Origin of the sequence: Selenobaculum gibii (genome assembly GCF_030273445.1) — a bacterium.
Lineage (GTDB): Bacteria > Bacillota > Negativicutes > ICN-92133 > ICN-92133 > Selenobaculum > Selenobaculum gibii.
In genome coordinates this window covers 104,199-120,952 of the sequence record NZ_CP120678.1, presented here as the reverse complement: position 1 = coordinate 120,952, position 16,754 = coordinate 104,199, and the positions used below count along the sequence as shown (strand labels likewise).

General features: G+C 35.9%; 10 protein-coding genes. 1 reads left to right on the top strand and 9 read right to left on the bottom strand.

Translation table 11 applies throughout. The features are described 5' to 3' along the window. Positions 1–433 precede the first annotated feature (433 nt). The 9 genes from malQ to P3F81_RS00475 form a co-directional block, all read right to left on the bottom strand. Entirely contained in the window at positions 434–3,874 is a 3,441-nt protein-coding gene (gene malQ / locus P3F81_RS00515) for a 4-alpha-glucanotransferase (RefSeq protein ID WP_147667386.1), read from the bottom strand. 214 nt (positions 3,875–4,088) lie between these two features. Beyond that, the gene (gene glgA, locus P3F81_RS00510; protein WP_147667388.1) at positions 4,089–5,528 is read right to left on the bottom strand and encodes a glycogen synthase GlgA; all 1,440 of its coding nucleotides are present in this window, start codon (positions 5,526–5,528) and stop codon (positions 4,089–4,091) included. Between the two features lie 6 nt (positions 5,529–5,534). Next, positions 5,535–7,445: a 1,4-alpha-glucan branching protein GlgB gene (gene glgB / locus P3F81_RS00505; protein WP_147667390.1), complete on the bottom strand. Its 1,911-nt coding sequence runs from the start codon at positions 7,443–7,445 to the stop codon at positions 5,535–5,537. Between the two features lie 197 nt (positions 7,446–7,642). Next, positions 7,643–10,066 (bottom strand): glycogen/starch/alpha-glucan phosphorylase, encoded by a 2,424-nt coding sequence (locus P3F81_RS00500; RefSeq protein ID WP_147667392.1) that lies wholly within the window; start codon positions 10,064–10,066, stop codon positions 7,643–7,645. Positions 10,067–10,230: 164 nt separating this feature from the next. After that, positions 10,231–11,340 carry a glucose-1-phosphate adenylyltransferase subunit GlgD gene (gene glgD, locus P3F81_RS00495; protein ID WP_147667394.1) on the bottom strand — a complete coding sequence of 370 codons (1,110 nt, stop codon included), beginning with the start codon at positions 11,338–11,340 and terminating at the stop codon, positions 10,231–10,233. A gap of 36 nt (positions 11,341–11,376) precedes the next feature. Next, positions 11,377–12,531, bottom strand: coding sequence for a glucose-1-phosphate adenylyltransferase (locus P3F81_RS00490; RefSeq protein ID WP_147667396.1), 1,155 nt, complete (start codon positions 12,529–12,531; stop codon positions 11,377–11,379). 383 nt (positions 12,532–12,914) lie between these two features. Beyond that, positions 12,915–13,946, bottom strand: coding sequence for a M48 family metallopeptidase (locus tag P3F81_RS00485; RefSeq protein ID WP_309320521.1), 1,032 nt, complete (start codon positions 13,944–13,946; stop codon positions 12,915–12,917). Between the two features lie 150 nt (positions 13,947–14,096). Beyond that, on the bottom strand, positions 14,097–14,726 hold the full coding sequence (locus P3F81_RS00480; protein WP_147667400.1) for a CYTH domain-containing protein: 630 nt from the start codon (positions 14,724–14,726) through the stop codon (positions 14,097–14,099). Further along, a complete protein-coding gene (locus tag P3F81_RS00475; protein ID WP_147667402.1) occupies positions 14,710–15,219 on the bottom strand; it encodes a GNAT family N-acetyltransferase in 510 nt (169 codons plus the stop codon). The genes P3F81_RS00480 and P3F81_RS00475 overlap by 17 nt, the downstream gene beginning before the upstream one ends. Before the next feature lie 432 nt (positions 15,220–15,651). On the opposite strand from P3F81_RS00475, the gene P3F81_RS00470 reads away from it, so the two are divergent. After that, positions 15,652–16,707, top strand: a complete 1,056-nt coding sequence (locus P3F81_RS00470) for a mechanosensitive ion channel family protein (protein ID WP_147667404.1) — start codon at positions 15,652–15,654, stop codon at positions 16,705–16,707. The last annotated feature ends 47 nt before the right edge of the window (positions 16,708–16,754 follow it).

Genomic DNA, 16,754 nt, shown 5'->3' with positions numbered 1-16,754 from the left:
TTCCCGGAATTTTATATGGTAATCAGTTTCTAAAAATTTGAACAAATAAACTAAATCCATAGCTGAAAAATTGATGTCCTTAGAAAAAAAATTCGTTCCAAATTTTTCCTCATTTAAGATTTTTCCATTTATACTATAAGGATATTTCATTTTATTATAATACAAAGTGTACACTTTTTTCAATAACTGTACACTGTATTCAAACAAAATTATTTTTATTTAATAGCATCTTCGCTACTATATGCTTACATTAAAACACAAATAACCTTAGTAAAAACATTTCACTTTACTAAGGTTATTTGTTTATCCAATGAATAATTCGTTCATCTAAGAAAATAATCCCTTCATAAAAAAACAAAATTTTAGCACATAGCTTTCAAGCCCTTATCCTTAATCATTGAAAGCCGAAGTTCTACCAGCATCAAAGCTTACTTTATCTATGATATTTTTCTACTAATTCTGCTACTGTAGCTGCTAACGCATCGCTAAAATCCTTTTTCTTTGCTCGCCATTGCCAGTTTTGACCGCAAGTTCCTGGCATATTCATTCGCGCATCACTGTCAAGACTTAATAAATCTTGCATTGGAATCATCGCTACGCAGGCATTTGTCCCATATGCATATCGTATCAAGGCCCAACATAATTCAATTGGATCATTTGTATCCGTATTAAGATATTCCCCAATTGCAATTTGTACTTTTTTTGCTAAATTTTCTTTGTACCAGCCTACCGTTGTATTATTATCATGTGTTCCCGTATAAACTATACAGTTTTGCTCACAAGTAAACCCTATTTTTCCCTCTTCATCTGGCAGTAGCTCAAAATGTAAAACCTTCATTCCTGGCAAAGCAAATTCATCTTTTAAATCAATGACGTCATCCGTGATGATTCCTAAATCCTCAGCGATAATCGGCAATTTTCCAAAATATTTTTCCAAAGTAATAAAAAACTTTCTTCCGGGTCCTTTTACCCATTCCCCATTAATCGCAGTCTTAGCATTACCATCTACCTGCCAATACGCTTCAAATCCGCGAAAATGATCAACACGAATAATGTCTACTAATTCTAAAATTATTTTAAATCGATTGCGCCACCATGTATAATCATCTTTCGCCATTTCCTCCCAGCGATAATGTGGATTACCCCAAAGCTGACCCGTTTCACTAAAATAATCCGGAGGAACACCAGCAACTTTCTCTGGCTTTCCCTCTTCATCTAATGCAAATAAATGTTGATTTGCCCATACGTCCGCACTATCATGCGCAATAAAAATCGGCATATCACCAATAATTTGTACACCATGTTGTTTCGCATAAAACTTTATTGATGCCCATTGCTTAAAAAATACAAATTGCAAAAATTTATGATAACTTATTTCCCGCCCTAATAATTTTTTATATTTCTCTAATTCCTTAGGCAATCTTTTTCTTACAGGCAGAGGCCAGGCATTCCATTCTTCTCCTGAAAAATGTTCCTTTAAGGCACTAAATAAAGCATAATCCTCTAACCAACACACATGTTTTTTGCAAAAATTTTCAAAGTCAATGTCGCTTTTTACTCTATTAAAAGCAATTTTTAAGCGACTTTCTTTAAATTCCCAAACTGCTTCAAAATCAACTTTATCTTTGTTTAAATAGGTTGGCGGCTTTACTTCATTTACCATTAAAAGCCCCTCCCCAACTAATTTTCCCAGCGAGATAAGCATCGGATTTCCGGCAAAGGCCGATGAAGATTGATATGGCGAAGCACCATACCCAACTGGATTGAGCGGCAGTATCTGCCACAAATGTTGTTTAGCCTTTACAAGAAAATTGATGAATTCATAGGCTCCCTTTCCTAAATCGCCAATTCCATATTTAGATGGTAAAGATGTCGGATGCATCAAAACACCACAGCCCCGACCTAATTTAGGTTCGGATATTTGCTTATAGATAGCGCCAGAAAGCGGGGCAAGTTCTACTTCAATCTTTCCATCCCGAACACGAGCTATATCTTTGTTTTCTAAAACATCCGCTAACTTTCCTTGGCAAAGACCTCTTACATTCACCTTTACGATTTGCTTTTCTTCACTTCTGTTAAATAAAACAACAAACGTAGCATCCTCGCATGGAGTCCCGAAAACATCTTTCCCTCCAAGCACGCGGCGTACGTAACCATAAACATGTTCTTGACTGATTACCGGAATCCATTCCCCTGTCTTTAACACTTGATTTTTATTTCTTACAGAAATAATTTTTTTATACCAACTCTGAATATCTTTATCCTCTCTTCCCCAAGGATAAGGTGCTCGATTATGGGGATCTTTAAAGCCTTGCATCCCCACTTCATCTCCATAATAGATCGTCGGAACGCCTGGGAATGTCATCTGCCACAACGATATCATTTTTAACCGCTTTACAGCTAATTGATATTGCGATTTATCTAAACGATATCTGGCCTGTTTAACAGCGGGCATTCCATCATAATACGGCGCTTCCCCTAAAAGCGTCAGTACACGCTGTACATCATGACTACCAACCAAATTCATCATGGCATAAAAATTATGTTTTGGATAATTTTCATATAAGCTCATGAGCAATCGATTTGTTTGCTCAGCATCTACATATCCTAGGAAAAAGTCCAATAAAATTTTACGAAATGGATAATTCATCGCCGAATCAATTTCTTGTCCGCAAAGATATTCGCGACTTACACTATAGCTTACTTTATTCGAAGCATCTTCCCATACCTCACCAATCAAAACCGCCTCTGCATCGCTTTTCTTTAACTCACGATAAAACGTTTGAACAAAATCCGGTGGCAGTTCATCTACGACATCAAGCCGCCACCCACTTATCCCTTTATTCAGCCAAAAATGCAATACACTCTCTTTATTACTAATAATAAAATCCATATATGATGGCGTTGTTTCCTTTACATTTGGTAACGTTTCAAAGCCCCACCAGCTTTCATATTCATTCGGATGCTTATGAAAATTGTACCACCCATAATAAGGAGAATCCAAAGATTGATATGCACCTAAACTGTCATATTCTCCATAGCGATTGAAATATTTACTATTGCTTCCCGTATGACTAAACACACCGTCTAAGATAATACGAAACCCTTCACTGCGCGCATAACTACAAAAATCCTCAAATTCTTCATTCGTCCCAAGCATTGGATCTATTTGATGATAATCCCCCGTATCATAGCGATGGTTACTCTCAGCCTTAAAAATTGGGTTTAAATAAATTACATTAATACCCAAATTTTTTAAATATGGTAACTTTGCTTTAATTCCTGCAATATTTCCACCAAAAAAATCATAAGCAAGAATTTCCTTCGTATCTGGATCTTTAAAATAACACGGTGAATTCTCCCAACTTGCATGAACAACCGCGGTTTTCTTATGCGTATGTACGAATCCATCTTTATGTCCATTATAAAATCTATCTGGGAAAATTTGATACATCACAGAAGATTTAAGCCAATCTGGGGTTTTTGCGTCCTCATTATATACCGTAATTTGGAAAGACGGTGGTTGCTGCTCATAAACAGCACCTTCACCACCTAAATTTTGTGCATTATTTCCATAGAAAATTGTTTTCTCTGCGTTTACAATGACGAAATAATACCAAAGTAAGCATCCTTTTGATGGCATAGCAATCGTACATTGGAATTTTAAATCATCGCCAAGAATATCGACCTTCTGCATCTTAACTAAAGTTTCTCCGATATTATCTTGCCATAACCGCAAAATGACGTTGGTCGGTTTGTAAATTTCAGGGATATGAATGCTTATCTTTAATTCACTATTGGCCTTAACCGCACCAAAAATATTACGAAAACCAGACATCTGGGAATTATGAATAATCTTAGCATGTTCCTGCATACAATCACCTTCACGATTTAAATTAAACTTTTAAAAGAAAAGCTTAGCATATTACTCTAAGCATAACATGCTAAGCTTCTAAAAGCATTATAAACAAGGCTATCTCAGTGGGATAATTTCATCTACTGAACAGCTCGTAATTCACTGAATTACACTATCCTTGCTTCCTTATTAACCATTGGGTTAATTACTAAAACAATAAAAATTTGTATGATTATTTTTTTAAACGATCATAAAGATCTTTATATTGTTTTGCTGATTGTCTCCAGCTGAAATCGGTTTCCATTGCATTTTTTACAATACCTTCCCAAATATTCGCTGCTTCATAAGATCCTAATGCACGTTTAATCGTAAATAACAACTCATGCGCATTATAATTCGTAAAACTAAATCCATTTCCTGTCCCTGTATATTTATTATATGGTTCTACTGTATCTTTCAGTCCACCAGTTTCACGCACAACAGGGATAGTGCCATAATGCAATGCAATCAACTGCCCAATTCCACAAGGTTCATATTGCGATGGCATGATAAAGATATCTGCACCTGCATAAATCTTGTGTGCAAGCTCATCACTAAAGGTAATATTAGCAGATACTTTTTTAGGATACTTCCAAGCCATTGCCTTAAAAAAGTCTTCATACTGCTTTTCCCCTGTACCTAAGACAACAAGTTGAATATCTTCCTGCATCAACACCTCTTCCATAATATGATTTACTAAATCAATGCCCTTAGGGCCTACCAATCGACTGATAATTGCGAGCATCGGTACATCGCGACGTACTGGGAGCCCTAATTCTTCTTGCAATTTTAATTTGTTTTCAATTTTTCCCGTCACTGCATTATCTATATTATACGGAATAAAAATCTTGTCATCTGTAGCTGGATTGTATATGTCGTAGTCAATACCGTTTACAATTCCCGATAAACATTCAGCTCGACTGCGTAATAGTCCATCTAAATTTTCTCCATAGTATTCATATTGAATTTCTTTGGCATATGTATTACTTACAGTAGTAACATAATCAGCATATACGATACCACCTTTCATAAAATTGACTGCTTCATAAAATTCTATACTGCCATTATTATATACATCCCAATTTAGGTTCAATACCTCACTAATAATATCTTTTCCAAATACACCTTGGTAGCGTAAATTATGAATCGTATAAACGGTGCGAATATCTTTAAATATATCATTTTGTGCATGCTGTGTTTTGAGTATGACATTGAGCATACCAGTATGCCAATCATTACAATGAATGATATCTGGAACAAAATCAAGCTGCGGTAACATATCTAAAATTCCTCTGCAAAAAAATGCAAACCTTTCCGCATCATCCTCATAACCGTATAATCCATCGCGTTTAAAATACTTCTCATTATCAATAAAGTATGTAGGAACGCCTTCATATTCTAAATATTCAACTCCGCAATACTGTTCTCGCCAACCGATAAATACTGTACCTGTCTTTAAGAGCCTCATTTTATCCTTATATTTTTGCGGAATGGATTGATATTTCGGAATTACAACTCTTACATCAACACCTTGTGCTCGTAATTCTTTTGGTAAAGACCCCGCAACATCAGCTAACCCACCTGTTTTTACAAAAGGAACTGCCTCTGAAGCCACAAAAAGAACTTTCACCATATCCTATCACCCTACCTCTTTATTATTTTGTTTCACCTTTAGATATATCGTTGCCAAAGGTGGAATCGTCAACAATATGGAATGGTCTTTTCCATGCCAAGCAATTGACTGGCTTGCAAAATCCCCCTCATTGATTACATTAGATCCACCATAGGCTTCACAATCGCTATTAAATACTTCGACATACACAGCCTCTTTAGGAACTCCTAATCGGTATCCTTCGTGTACTACTGGAGTAAAATTACAAACAACAATGGTAAAATCGTCGTTATCCTTTCCTTTACGTATAAAGGAAATAATACTTTGCGTATAATCATTACAATCAATCCATTCAAAGCCTTGCCAATCACAATCAATTTGCCAAAATTCAGGATTGTCTTGATAGAATCTGTTTAACTCTTTCATATAGCCATGTACTTTATTGTGCATTGGATAATCAAGTAAATGCCAATCTAAACTATCATCATACTTCCATTCAATAAATTGTCCAAAATCACAGCCCATAAATAAAAGTTTTTTCCCTGGATGCGCCATCCAGTATCCATAAAACGCACGTAAGTTCGCAAACTTTTGCCAATAGTCTCCCGGCATTTTATCAAGCAATGATTTTTTTCCATGCACAACTTCATCATGCGATAATGGTAAAACAAAATTTTCTGAAAACGCATACATAAACGAAAAGGTTACTAAACTATGATGCCATTTTCTATGTATAGGATCCATCTCCATATACTTTAGCATATCATTCATCCAGCCCATGTTCCATTTAAAATTAAATCCCATACCGCCCATATATACTGGTTTTGAAATCAATGGCCATGAGGTTGATTCCTCAGCAATCATCAGTGCTTCTGGATGAAATTCGAAGATTGCTTGATTCAACTTGCGCAAAAATTCCATTGCTTCAATATTTCCCGTTCCACCATATTTATTAGGCTGCCATTCACCATACTTTCGCCCATAATTTAAATAGAGCATATTGGCCACAGCATCAATTCTAAGACCATCAATATGGTATAAATCAAACCAAAACATCGCATTAGAAATCAGAAAACTTTGAACTTCCGTACGCCCATAATCAAAATTCGTCGTTCCCCATTCATGATTTTCTGCTAATTGCTCATTTCCGGACTCATAGAGTGTCTCCCCATCAAAATGCCTAAGACCGTGCGCATCTCGACAAAAATGACCTGGCACCCAATCTAAAATAACACCGATATTATTTTGATGACATAAATCTACAAGATACATAAAATCACAAGGTTCACCGTAACGACTAGTAACAGCATAATATCCCGTTGCCTGATATCCCCATGACCCATCAAAAGGATACTCATTCAACGGCATAATTTCAATATGTGTATAATTCATTTCCTTTACATATTCTACTAAGCATTTAGCAATTTCACGGTAATTAAGGAATTTTCCTTCTGCATCACGCTTCCATGAACCAAGATGCACTTCATAAATAAGTATCGGTTTTTCATAAACAGAACCTTTTTTCTTTTCCTCCATCCACTTCGCATCATTCCATTGATATTTATTGATATCATAAACGACTGATGCTGTATTGGGGCGTACTTCGCAAAAATATCCATAGGGATCGGCTTTTAGTAAAAGCTCTCCACTTGATGTCTGAATTGCATATTTATAAGTTCCATTCGCAGGAAAACCTTCAATAAAGATCGACCATACACTTCCATCCTCTTGCCTATGCATAGGATGCTGATTACACTGCCAATCATTAAAATTACCAACAACACTTACGAATTGCGCGTGAGGCGCCCATACAGTAAACTTAACTCCTTTTTTGCCTAGAATCTCCGTAAAATGTGCGCCAAAAATTTGATAACTATGATAATTCGTGCCTTGATGATATAAATATAAATCATATTCGCTAAATGTTGATATTTCCATAATAAACCTCCCTGCAAAATATATGCCCGTCGGCTCTCAATCATGTTGCTCAACAAATTTATGATTATGAACCATTTTTCACAATCTACAAATAAGGCTATTTTATTTTGAGCTATAAAATTCCTTTTATATAAAATATTAAATAATTTTAGTAGAATAAAGGCGCTGTAACGCTCCTTTATTCTACTAAATTACGATTATTTTATTTTAACCGGCTTAATGTCCCATATTTCCTCTGCATATTCTTTTATTGTTCGATCGCTAGAGAAAATTCCTGAATGGGCAATATTAACAATACTAGAAGTTAGCCAGGCCTCTCTATCACGATATTTTTCTCCACTATAGCGACGCGCTTTACTATACGCATCAAAATCCTTTAATACAAAAAATTCATCATTATTATATAGCAAGAAGTCATATAAAGCTCTAAAAGATTCACCGGAATTCGGGAAAAATCCATTAATTAATTGTTCTAAGACTGTCTTTACCTGAATATTACTATTGTAAATATCCCAAGCTGAATACTGTCCATTTTCATAATAAGCCAAGACTTCTTCTGCTTTTAAGCCAAAAATTATGCAGTGATCATCGCCAACCGCATTGCGAATCTCTACGTTCGCACCATCGAGTGTACCTAAAGTAATCGCACCATTCATCATAAATTTCATATTGCCTGTGCCTGATGCTTCCTTGCTTGCCGTTGAAATTTGCTCGCTTATATCGGTTGCTGGAAATAGCAATTCTCCAAGAGACACGCTATAATTTTCAAGAAAAAGTACCTTTAACTTATCATTCACACGCTTATCATTGTTAATCATATCACTAAGTTTGCTAATTAACTTTATCGTTAGTTTAGCAATATGATAGCTAGGCGCTGCTTTACCCGCGAAAATAACTGTACGTGGAATCGTCAGCGTATTTGGATCTTCAAGCATTCTGTTATAAACCGCCATCACGTTCAATATATTCATAATTTGACGTTTATATGAGTGAATTCTCTTAATTTGCACATCAAAAATCGAACTTGTATCTACAGCGACTTTGTATCTGTTTTTTATATATTTTGCAAGAACTTCTTTACGACCTCGTTTAATTTTATCGATTTCTGCTTTAAACCCTTTATCGTCTTTGAACCTTAACAAATTAATGAGCCGTCCCGGATCTTTTTCCCATTCAGGGCCTATGGACTGATTAATCAGCTCGGCAAGTTTTGGATTTGCTTTAATTAACCAACGTCTATGCGTAATTCCGTTCGTCTTATTATTGAATTTTCCAGGGTAATAATCATGGAAATCGCGCATTGTATGGCTTTTTAATATATCTGAATGAATTTGAGCTACCCCATTTACACTAAAGCTGCCCACAACAGCAAGACGTGCCATATGTACTTGGGCATCCCACAAAATTGAAAGCTCGCGCATCTTATCATCACTATGATATCTTTCCCATGCTTCCTTCGTGAAGCGGCGGTTAATTTCCTCTACAATCATATAAATGCGCGGCAATAGGCTTTTAAACATATCAATTGACCATTTTTCTAGGGCCTCCGGTAAAATCGTATGGTTTGTATAAGCAACAGTTCTTCGCGTGATATACCACGCCTTTTCCCACGTCATCCCTTCTTCATCCATCAATATCCTCATAAGTTCAGGAATCGCCAAAGCTGGATGTGTATCATTAATATGAATAACGATTTTCTTGTGAAAATCATTTAAATCCGCCCCACTTCGCTTATAATGGCGAACGATACTTTGTATCCCTGCTGAAACGAAGAAATATTCTTGTACAAGACGAAGTTCTTTACCCTCATAGGAGCTATCATCCGGATAAAGAATTTTTGTAATTCTCTGCACCATATGCTTATATCGCAATTTTTCTTTATACGCATCATAACTTATTTCTTCAAAATCACTATTTAGCACAACTTCGGCATTCCATAATCGAAGTGTATTTACCGTATTATTTTTATACCCGACAATTGGAACATCATACGGAACTGCACTGACTTTATAATAGTTCTCATGCACACATTCTAATTTCCCGTCTACGTCCTTCATATAGGCATTGCCTTTGAACCGTACCTCAACAGCTTTATCCGCTTTTCTAAACTCCCAAACAAAGCCATTTTGAAGCCATCCATCTGGCAATTCAACTTGGTTATTTTCCACAATTTTTTGCGTAAACAAGCCATTTTTATAACGAATCCCACAACCATGCCCTGGGAGTCCCAAGGATGCAATCGAATCAATAAAACATGCGGCAAGCCTACCAAGCCCACCATTTCCAAGTCCTGCATCGGGCTCTTCGTGTAAAATTCCCTCTAAGTCAAGGCCAAGCTCTTGCATAGCTTCAGCACAGACCTTCTTTATATCAGCATTAATGAGATTACAATCTAGTAATTTTCCAAGTAAAAATTCAATCGAAAAATAATATACTTGCTTTTCTTGACGGTCTAAGTATGCTTTGTTAGTCTTTATCCAGTTTTCACTAATAACTTCTCTTACTACACCAGCAAAAGTCTGATAGACTTCATTTTTTGTTAACTCTTCTACGGGCTTGCCCCACATCGCATGGGCTTTATGGATAAAACGAGTTTTAATTGTCTGTTTATTTCTAAACATAAAAAACCTCCTCTTCAATCATGGGTGTTTTTACCTTTTAAAGCAATCCTTAGCACAACTCTATTATACACAAAATCCTATTAAACAGTGTTTATTTTTAGAAATCTCTACCTAATCAAAATAAGAAACTGAAAGCCGCCCCATAGTATTGAGACGGCTGCATTTTAAATCACTACACCCTTTTCAACAATTAAAGGGTAATTCGGCGCACCTTTAAGCCATTTTCCTTCTGTAATTACAACATTTTTATCACAAATCACATTTTCAATTAAAGCATTGTCTTCAAGCTGACATTTTTGCATAACAATACTATTTTTGATATGTACGCCTTTGCCCACTTTTACGCCGCGAAATAAAATGCTATTTTCTACCGTTCCTTCAATCACACACCCATTTGCAACCATAGAATTTGTTACTACTGCATCTTCCTTATATTTTGCTGGAGCTTCATCTTTTACTTTTGTATGAACTAAGAATCCCTCTTTTAAAAACAACGCTTCCCAATTTTCATATTTTAATAACTCCATACTAGCTGCATAATAACTTGCAATGGAATTTACCCTTGTCGCATATCCTTTATGTTCATAGGCAAATACATTATATTTTTCAAGATTCTTCATAATTCCATCAACAATAAAATTTGTACCACCACGCGCATAAACATTCGTGATAATATCAATAAAAATTTTCTTTTCCATTAAAAAAACGCCCATAGCCACTTTAGCACCGCTTTTTGTCATTGGAAACACGGCCATATCCACAACCGCACCATTTTCTGCGGTTTCAATTACGGTCGCAGTAACTTGACTATCTTCTTTGCGAAGATTATATACCATTGTAATATCAGCATTTGTATTTTGATGAAATTGCAATGTTTTGGAGTAATCCATATTGCAAACTACTTCTGTACCGGCAATTAGTACATACTTCTGTGAACTATTTATAATATAATCCAAATGCGCGTGCAAACATTGAATATCCCCACATCTAAACCCATTTGAATTTTCTACTGGAGGTAAATAATATAAACCCTCTTGCTTACGCGCTAAATCCCAATTCTTCCCCGAACGTAAATGATCCATTACCGAACGAGATTTACTCGGAAGCAATATTCCAACATTATTGATTTTTGAATTTACCATATTAGATAAAGTAAAATCAATTAACCGATATCTTCCCGCAAATGGAACAGCAGCTAAAGGACGATTATTGGTTATTTCTTGAATTGAATTTTCATTTTCTTGTAAATTTATAATTCCCATTACCGTTTTCAAAGTATTTGCCTCCTTAATCGCATTACAAAATATGAATTAGCCGACTTGTTTTGCTGCATCACTTTGCACGACTTCCCCCTCTGGTACAACGGTAATAGAACCATCTGTAGCTTTCACTACAGCACCCTTGCCAATTTCACAATTTTGACCGACAACAGCTTTATCTACACAAGCACCCTCTTTAATATGAGTAAATGGTAAAACTACCGAATTGATTACTTTAGCTCCCTTTGCAATTTTCACCCCAGAGAAAATAACAGAGTTTTCTACCTCGCCATAGACAACTGCACCCTCACTAATCAGCGATTTTTTCACCTTCGCTTCTGGAGAAACATAATGTGGAGGCATTGCTGGATTTACGGAATAAACCTTCCAAGAGGAATCATGTAAGTTTAATTCTGGTTCGTCCTCTAATAAATCCATATTTGCTTCCCATAGACTAGAAATCGTTCCGACGTCCTTCCAATATCCATTAAACGCATAAGAATACATTCTCGCTCCAGCAGACAACATCTTCGGAATAATATTTTTACCAAAATCATGACTAGAAACATTATCCCTTGCATCTTCTTCTAAATAACGTTTCAGAAACTTCCAATTAAATATGTAAATTCCCATTGACGCAAGATTACTCTCTGGTTTTTCTGGTTTTTCCTGGAATTCAATAATTTTATTTTCTTCATCCGTATTCATAATGCCAAACCTTGAAGCTTCTTCCCAAGGTACTTCAATAACACCAATCGTAGCTTCTGCCTTTTTCAGTTTATGATATTCAAGCATCCAAGAATAATCCATCTTATAAATATGATCTCCAGATAGTATCAGCACATATTCTGGATCGATCATTTCGATGAAGTTAAGGTTTTGATAAATCGCATCAGCAGTTCCTTTATACCATTCCGCTCCTTTTTCACGCGCATACGGAGGCAATATGTATACACCACCATTTTTTCTATCTAAATCCCATGCTTCACCCGTCCCTAAATAACTATGTAAAGCTAGCGGTTGATACTGCGTCAAAATCCCTACCGTATTAATATCTGAGTTACGACAATTGCTTAACGGGAAATCAATAATACGATATTTCCCACCAAATGGTACTGCTGGTTTTGCTATCTTTTTTGTTAAAGACCCTAATCTACTGCCTTGTCCGCCTGCCAATATCATCGCTAAACATTCTGTCTTTTGCATAAACCTACTCCCCCCGGCTAATGAAATTCTACTAAATAATTTATCAAAAGCTGTTTGTAATTAAAAAACCACAAACAATCCTGTGGCCAAAATTCGTTAAATCCACATAGTCAAATATATATGCACAAATTCCAAAAACATTACTACAAATTCTCAAGGCCATAGATTTATTTTTTATCAAAAAAGCCCTGAATAAGCAAAAAGTTTATATTGAAAACAGAAAAACAATAAAATGATAAAACTTACTGTTAATATCGCCCATAGCTAAGAGATTTTTATATTTTAATTATAGCATATCTCTGACTTTTTACCTAGCATTTTCCAAAATTTTTTCCATTCGGATGAATAGATAAAAAAACAAGGCGACCCTATGCCGCCTTGTTTTAAATACTCCAATTTCTTAGTGATTCCATATAACGATCTGCCAATGTCCGTACCGATACCTCATAAAAGGCGGCATCTTCTGATGTAACCGTTACAACATTCCGATCATCATAATAAATCGCGAGATCTCTTCCCATTTCGCGAATTTCATATTTATCTTTTGAATAGTTTTCTAAATTTTTTATATCGTATAATCGCCCCGCAACTAAATAAGCCCTATACAATGGACCTGTAGCACCAACGCCTGTATGAATCGCCGGTAGCGACCAATCTCCATCCACAACTTGCGCCGCATTTGCATCAATTTGTTTTACTGTTGGCGTTACATGCGCCTCGGCTAAATACTGCTTCATTAATTCAATCCGCGCGGAAGCTTCCGGATGGTCAGAAAATAAATCATTTCGTTGTTTTGGATTTAACTCATATAATTTCGTGAGCCCCATCAACATTCCATATTGATTATAACCAGCTTTTACCGATTGCTGATAACCAAGTAAATCAGCTTGACGCTCATCACTCCGGCTGTAGCCAGCAGAGATAGCCGACAGCGCAATAGACTGCAATGGCTTACCTTTATCGCCAAAAATACCGCCAAAGATAAGCGAAATGCCTAAATTTTTCTCCAGTTGCCCCATCGAATGTCGTTTGACGACATGTCCTATCTCATGCCCAATAATGCCTGCAAGTTCATCATCTGTCGGCATTAGTTTTATTAGCCCACTATATACGTAAATAAAACCGCCTGGCGCTGCCATCGCATTGACTTCATCAACATCAAGCACCTTAAAAGTATATGGTAAATCTGGTCTGTCACAGACAGCGACTATATTTTTTCCTATGCGGTCAATACGTGCTTGCACCTCAGCATCATCTAGCAATGGGTATTTTTCCTCAATCTGCCTAGCAACCTCTTTACCCATTTCGATTTCCTGCTGCGTTCCAATAAGTCCAGCGCTAGCTTGTGACAAAATAAATAACTGTATAACAAACAAGTTGACAAAAGCGCTGAAAATACGCTTGGCATTCAACAAATTACTCATCCTCTCGCATTGCTAACCATACATATTTAAATATATATTTTCTTGCTGTAATATACATAATAATTCTGTATAAAAAAGATATTCCCTGCCGGATTTTTAAAAATAACAAAATTTTCAAAATCCGTCAGGGAATATAATGTATTATGTCTTTAATTTTCCAGACAACATAAGTCCACGAGCAAATTTACTATATTCTTCTCGTTCAAGGGAAAATCTGTTGATTAACATATCACCCAATTGCAAAAGGCTCTCTTCTCTTCCAGATATCAATTCAATCTCAACCTCTAAGATAGGGCACTCTTTGCCATCTGCATAAATTTTCCCTTTATCTAATGCAATTTCAATTTTACTTTCATTAAATGTTACCGTTATCGCCTGACGAGTAAAATCAGTCTGTAAAACAGCATACAAATTACTCTGTCTTAGTATTGCCTCGGTCACTTCATCCACTGGAAGTCGAGGAAAAACATTCAAATCCGGACGCCCACTTTCTACTGGCATATTATATTCTATCCGTTTATGTATACCATTCGTTACTGAACCTCCACCCTTTATTGTAGATATCCATTGATTATTTTCTCTTCGCACCCGATAGGCCACCCTATTTTTGCTTAGTAACTTATCAACAGTATCATAATATATCGCTGATAAATCAAGTTGTTCAATACTTATACAATTTTTTAGTTGTTTTACATAGTTTGCAATTGCATTCCACTCGTTTGGGTCCGCAACTTTTAACTTTAGCTCAATTTCACTATTTTTTATACTCATTTTCTAAAATCCCCAAAATCACTAAAGATTCATACTTACCATTCCAAATAATCGTTTCACGAATCAACCCTTCACGAACAAACCCCTCAGATTCATATAAATGTAACGCTCTTTCATTGTAATCTTTACAATCTAACCATGCACGATGGTATCTTAAATCCTCAAAAGCCCACGCTTTTAACAATTTCATCGTTTCTCTACCATAACCTTTTCCCTTCACCGCCATGATAATTCGCCTAAATTCAATTTCTTTGAATGGATTATCCAGGCCTGCAATCATCAAAAAGCCAACTTTTTCGCTTCCATCAGCAGTTTCAACGATGATATGAATCTCATCCTTTGTATGAAGAGAAGCAGCGTGGACCTCACGTGAATACGGAATAATATAGGTCACATTCTCTACATCATTTTCTGTTTCCATAATATAATCTAAATCCGCTTCTTCCGCTTGGCGAAATCTTAATTTTTCTGATTGTTTTATTATCTTATTCATAAAATATCCTCCATCATTTTAATAGGGTTAACTGTTAACCATTGCTGAACTTTTTGCTCTGTTGGTAACATATTGATATTAACCCAAGTATAATAAAATTTTTCCATTGATTACACAACATAACCATCCTGCTTATGATCCGCAACATCGTAACTATCCATCATAATCAATATATCATCATGTGTCTGCTCTGTATTCATCGTATCATATCCAATAATTACTCGCCAATGTCCACCCCAATTTATACTCTCCACCATAATCGAAATGTTATTTTTCTATTTCCTACTGAAAGTTCCATCATCAACTATCCTTTCTTTTCTCTATATTATAACAATTAAGAAGTAAATACCAAATGTATATTTTGAAAAACTTAACATGGATTTTATATTAATATGTAGTATAATAGCAGATAATAGTTTTAGGAGGTTTTATATGAACGAGTTTCTACATATAAATTGGGAGCATATTATTGAAGTCCTTTGGCTTCCCGTCTGCATTCAGATTATTGCCCTTATTATCGGTCTGGCAATCAATCGTTTTGTCAATATGAAAATCCATAGTCGTTTGAATGATAGTCCACAAAATTTACATCTTGTCCTCTCCCATGCATTAAAAGGAGTTCCTATTTCCTTATGCTCGGGTATAGGCTTGTACTGGACCTTGACTTCACTTGACAATATGACACCAAAGCTACAAGATTTTCTTTCCAATATTTTATTAGGCATTATTTTCTTTACGATAACACGTGTACTGGCAAGAATCGCGGTTGGAGTTATCGATATGCATACGCAAGCCAATGATAGTAATATGCCCAAAACAACATTATTAACCAACATCGTTGAAATTTCTATTTACGTAATGGGTGCACTGATTCTGCTTCAATCTTATGGAATCTCTATTACGCCGATTATCACTGCATTAGGTATTGGGGGTATGGCATTAGCTCTTGGTCTACAAGATATGCTCGCAAATATCTTTGCTGGGATTCACCTTATTTTATCAAAACAAATTCGCCTCGGAGACTACATCCGCCTTAGCAACGGACAAGAAGGTCGAGTTCAAGATATCTCTTGGCGGTTTACTACAATTGAAGCCTCGACAAAGAATGTAATTGTCATTCCAAATCAGCAGATTGCCTCCGCAATTTTAACAAACTATAGTATGCCTGCACAAGATATTGCCATCGTTGTTCCTGTGGGAGTCAGCTATGATAGCAATTTAGATGAAGTAGAAAGAATCACTTTAGATGTAGCCAAAAAGACAATGGAAAAGTTTGAGCCAACACTTGAGAACTATCATCCACTGGTTCGATTTCATACCTTTGCTGATTCCAGCATCAATTTTAATGTAATTTTGCATTCTGGAAGCTTTGTAAATCAACATGTACTAAAACATGAATTCATTAAAGCCCTGACCGCCAGATATCGTCAAGATGGAATAAATATTCCATTCCCAATTCGAACGATTCAAATGGAAAGTAAAGAATAAACCCCATATTTTCTGATATAATACGGCTGTTTTAAAAATAAAACAGC

Bases quoted from the DNA above. Each gene is read 5' to 3' on its own strand.
- malQ (WP_147667386.1), bottom strand. From the start codon at position 3,874: ATGCAGGAACATGCTAAGATTATTCATAATTCCCAGATGTCTGGTTTT.
- P3F81_RS00500 (WP_147667392.1), bottom strand. From the start codon at position 10,066: ATGTTTAGAAATAAACAGACAATTAAAACTCGTTTTATCCATAAAGCC.
- glgB (WP_147667390.1), bottom strand. From the start codon at position 7,445: ATGGAAATATCAACATTTAGCGAATATGATTTATATTTATATCATCAA.
- P3F81_RS00470 (WP_147667404.1), top strand. From the start codon at position 15,652: ATGAACGAGTTTCTACATATAAATTGGGAGCATATTATTGAAGTCCTT.
- P3F81_RS00490 (WP_147667396.1), bottom strand. From the start codon at position 12,531: ATGCAAAAGACAGAATGTTTAGCGATGATATTGGCAGGCGGACAAGGC.
- P3F81_RS00480 (WP_147667400.1), bottom strand. From the start codon at position 14,726: ATGAGTATAAAAAATAGTGAAATTGAGCTAAAGTTAAAAGTTGCGGAC.
- glgA (WP_147667388.1), bottom strand. From the start codon at position 5,528: ATGGTGAAAGTTCTTTTTGTGGCTTCAGAGGCAGTTCCTTTTGTAAAA.
- P3F81_RS00475 (WP_147667402.1), bottom strand. From the start codon at position 15,219: ATGAATAAGATAATAAAACAATCAGAAAAATTAAGATTTCGCCAAGCG.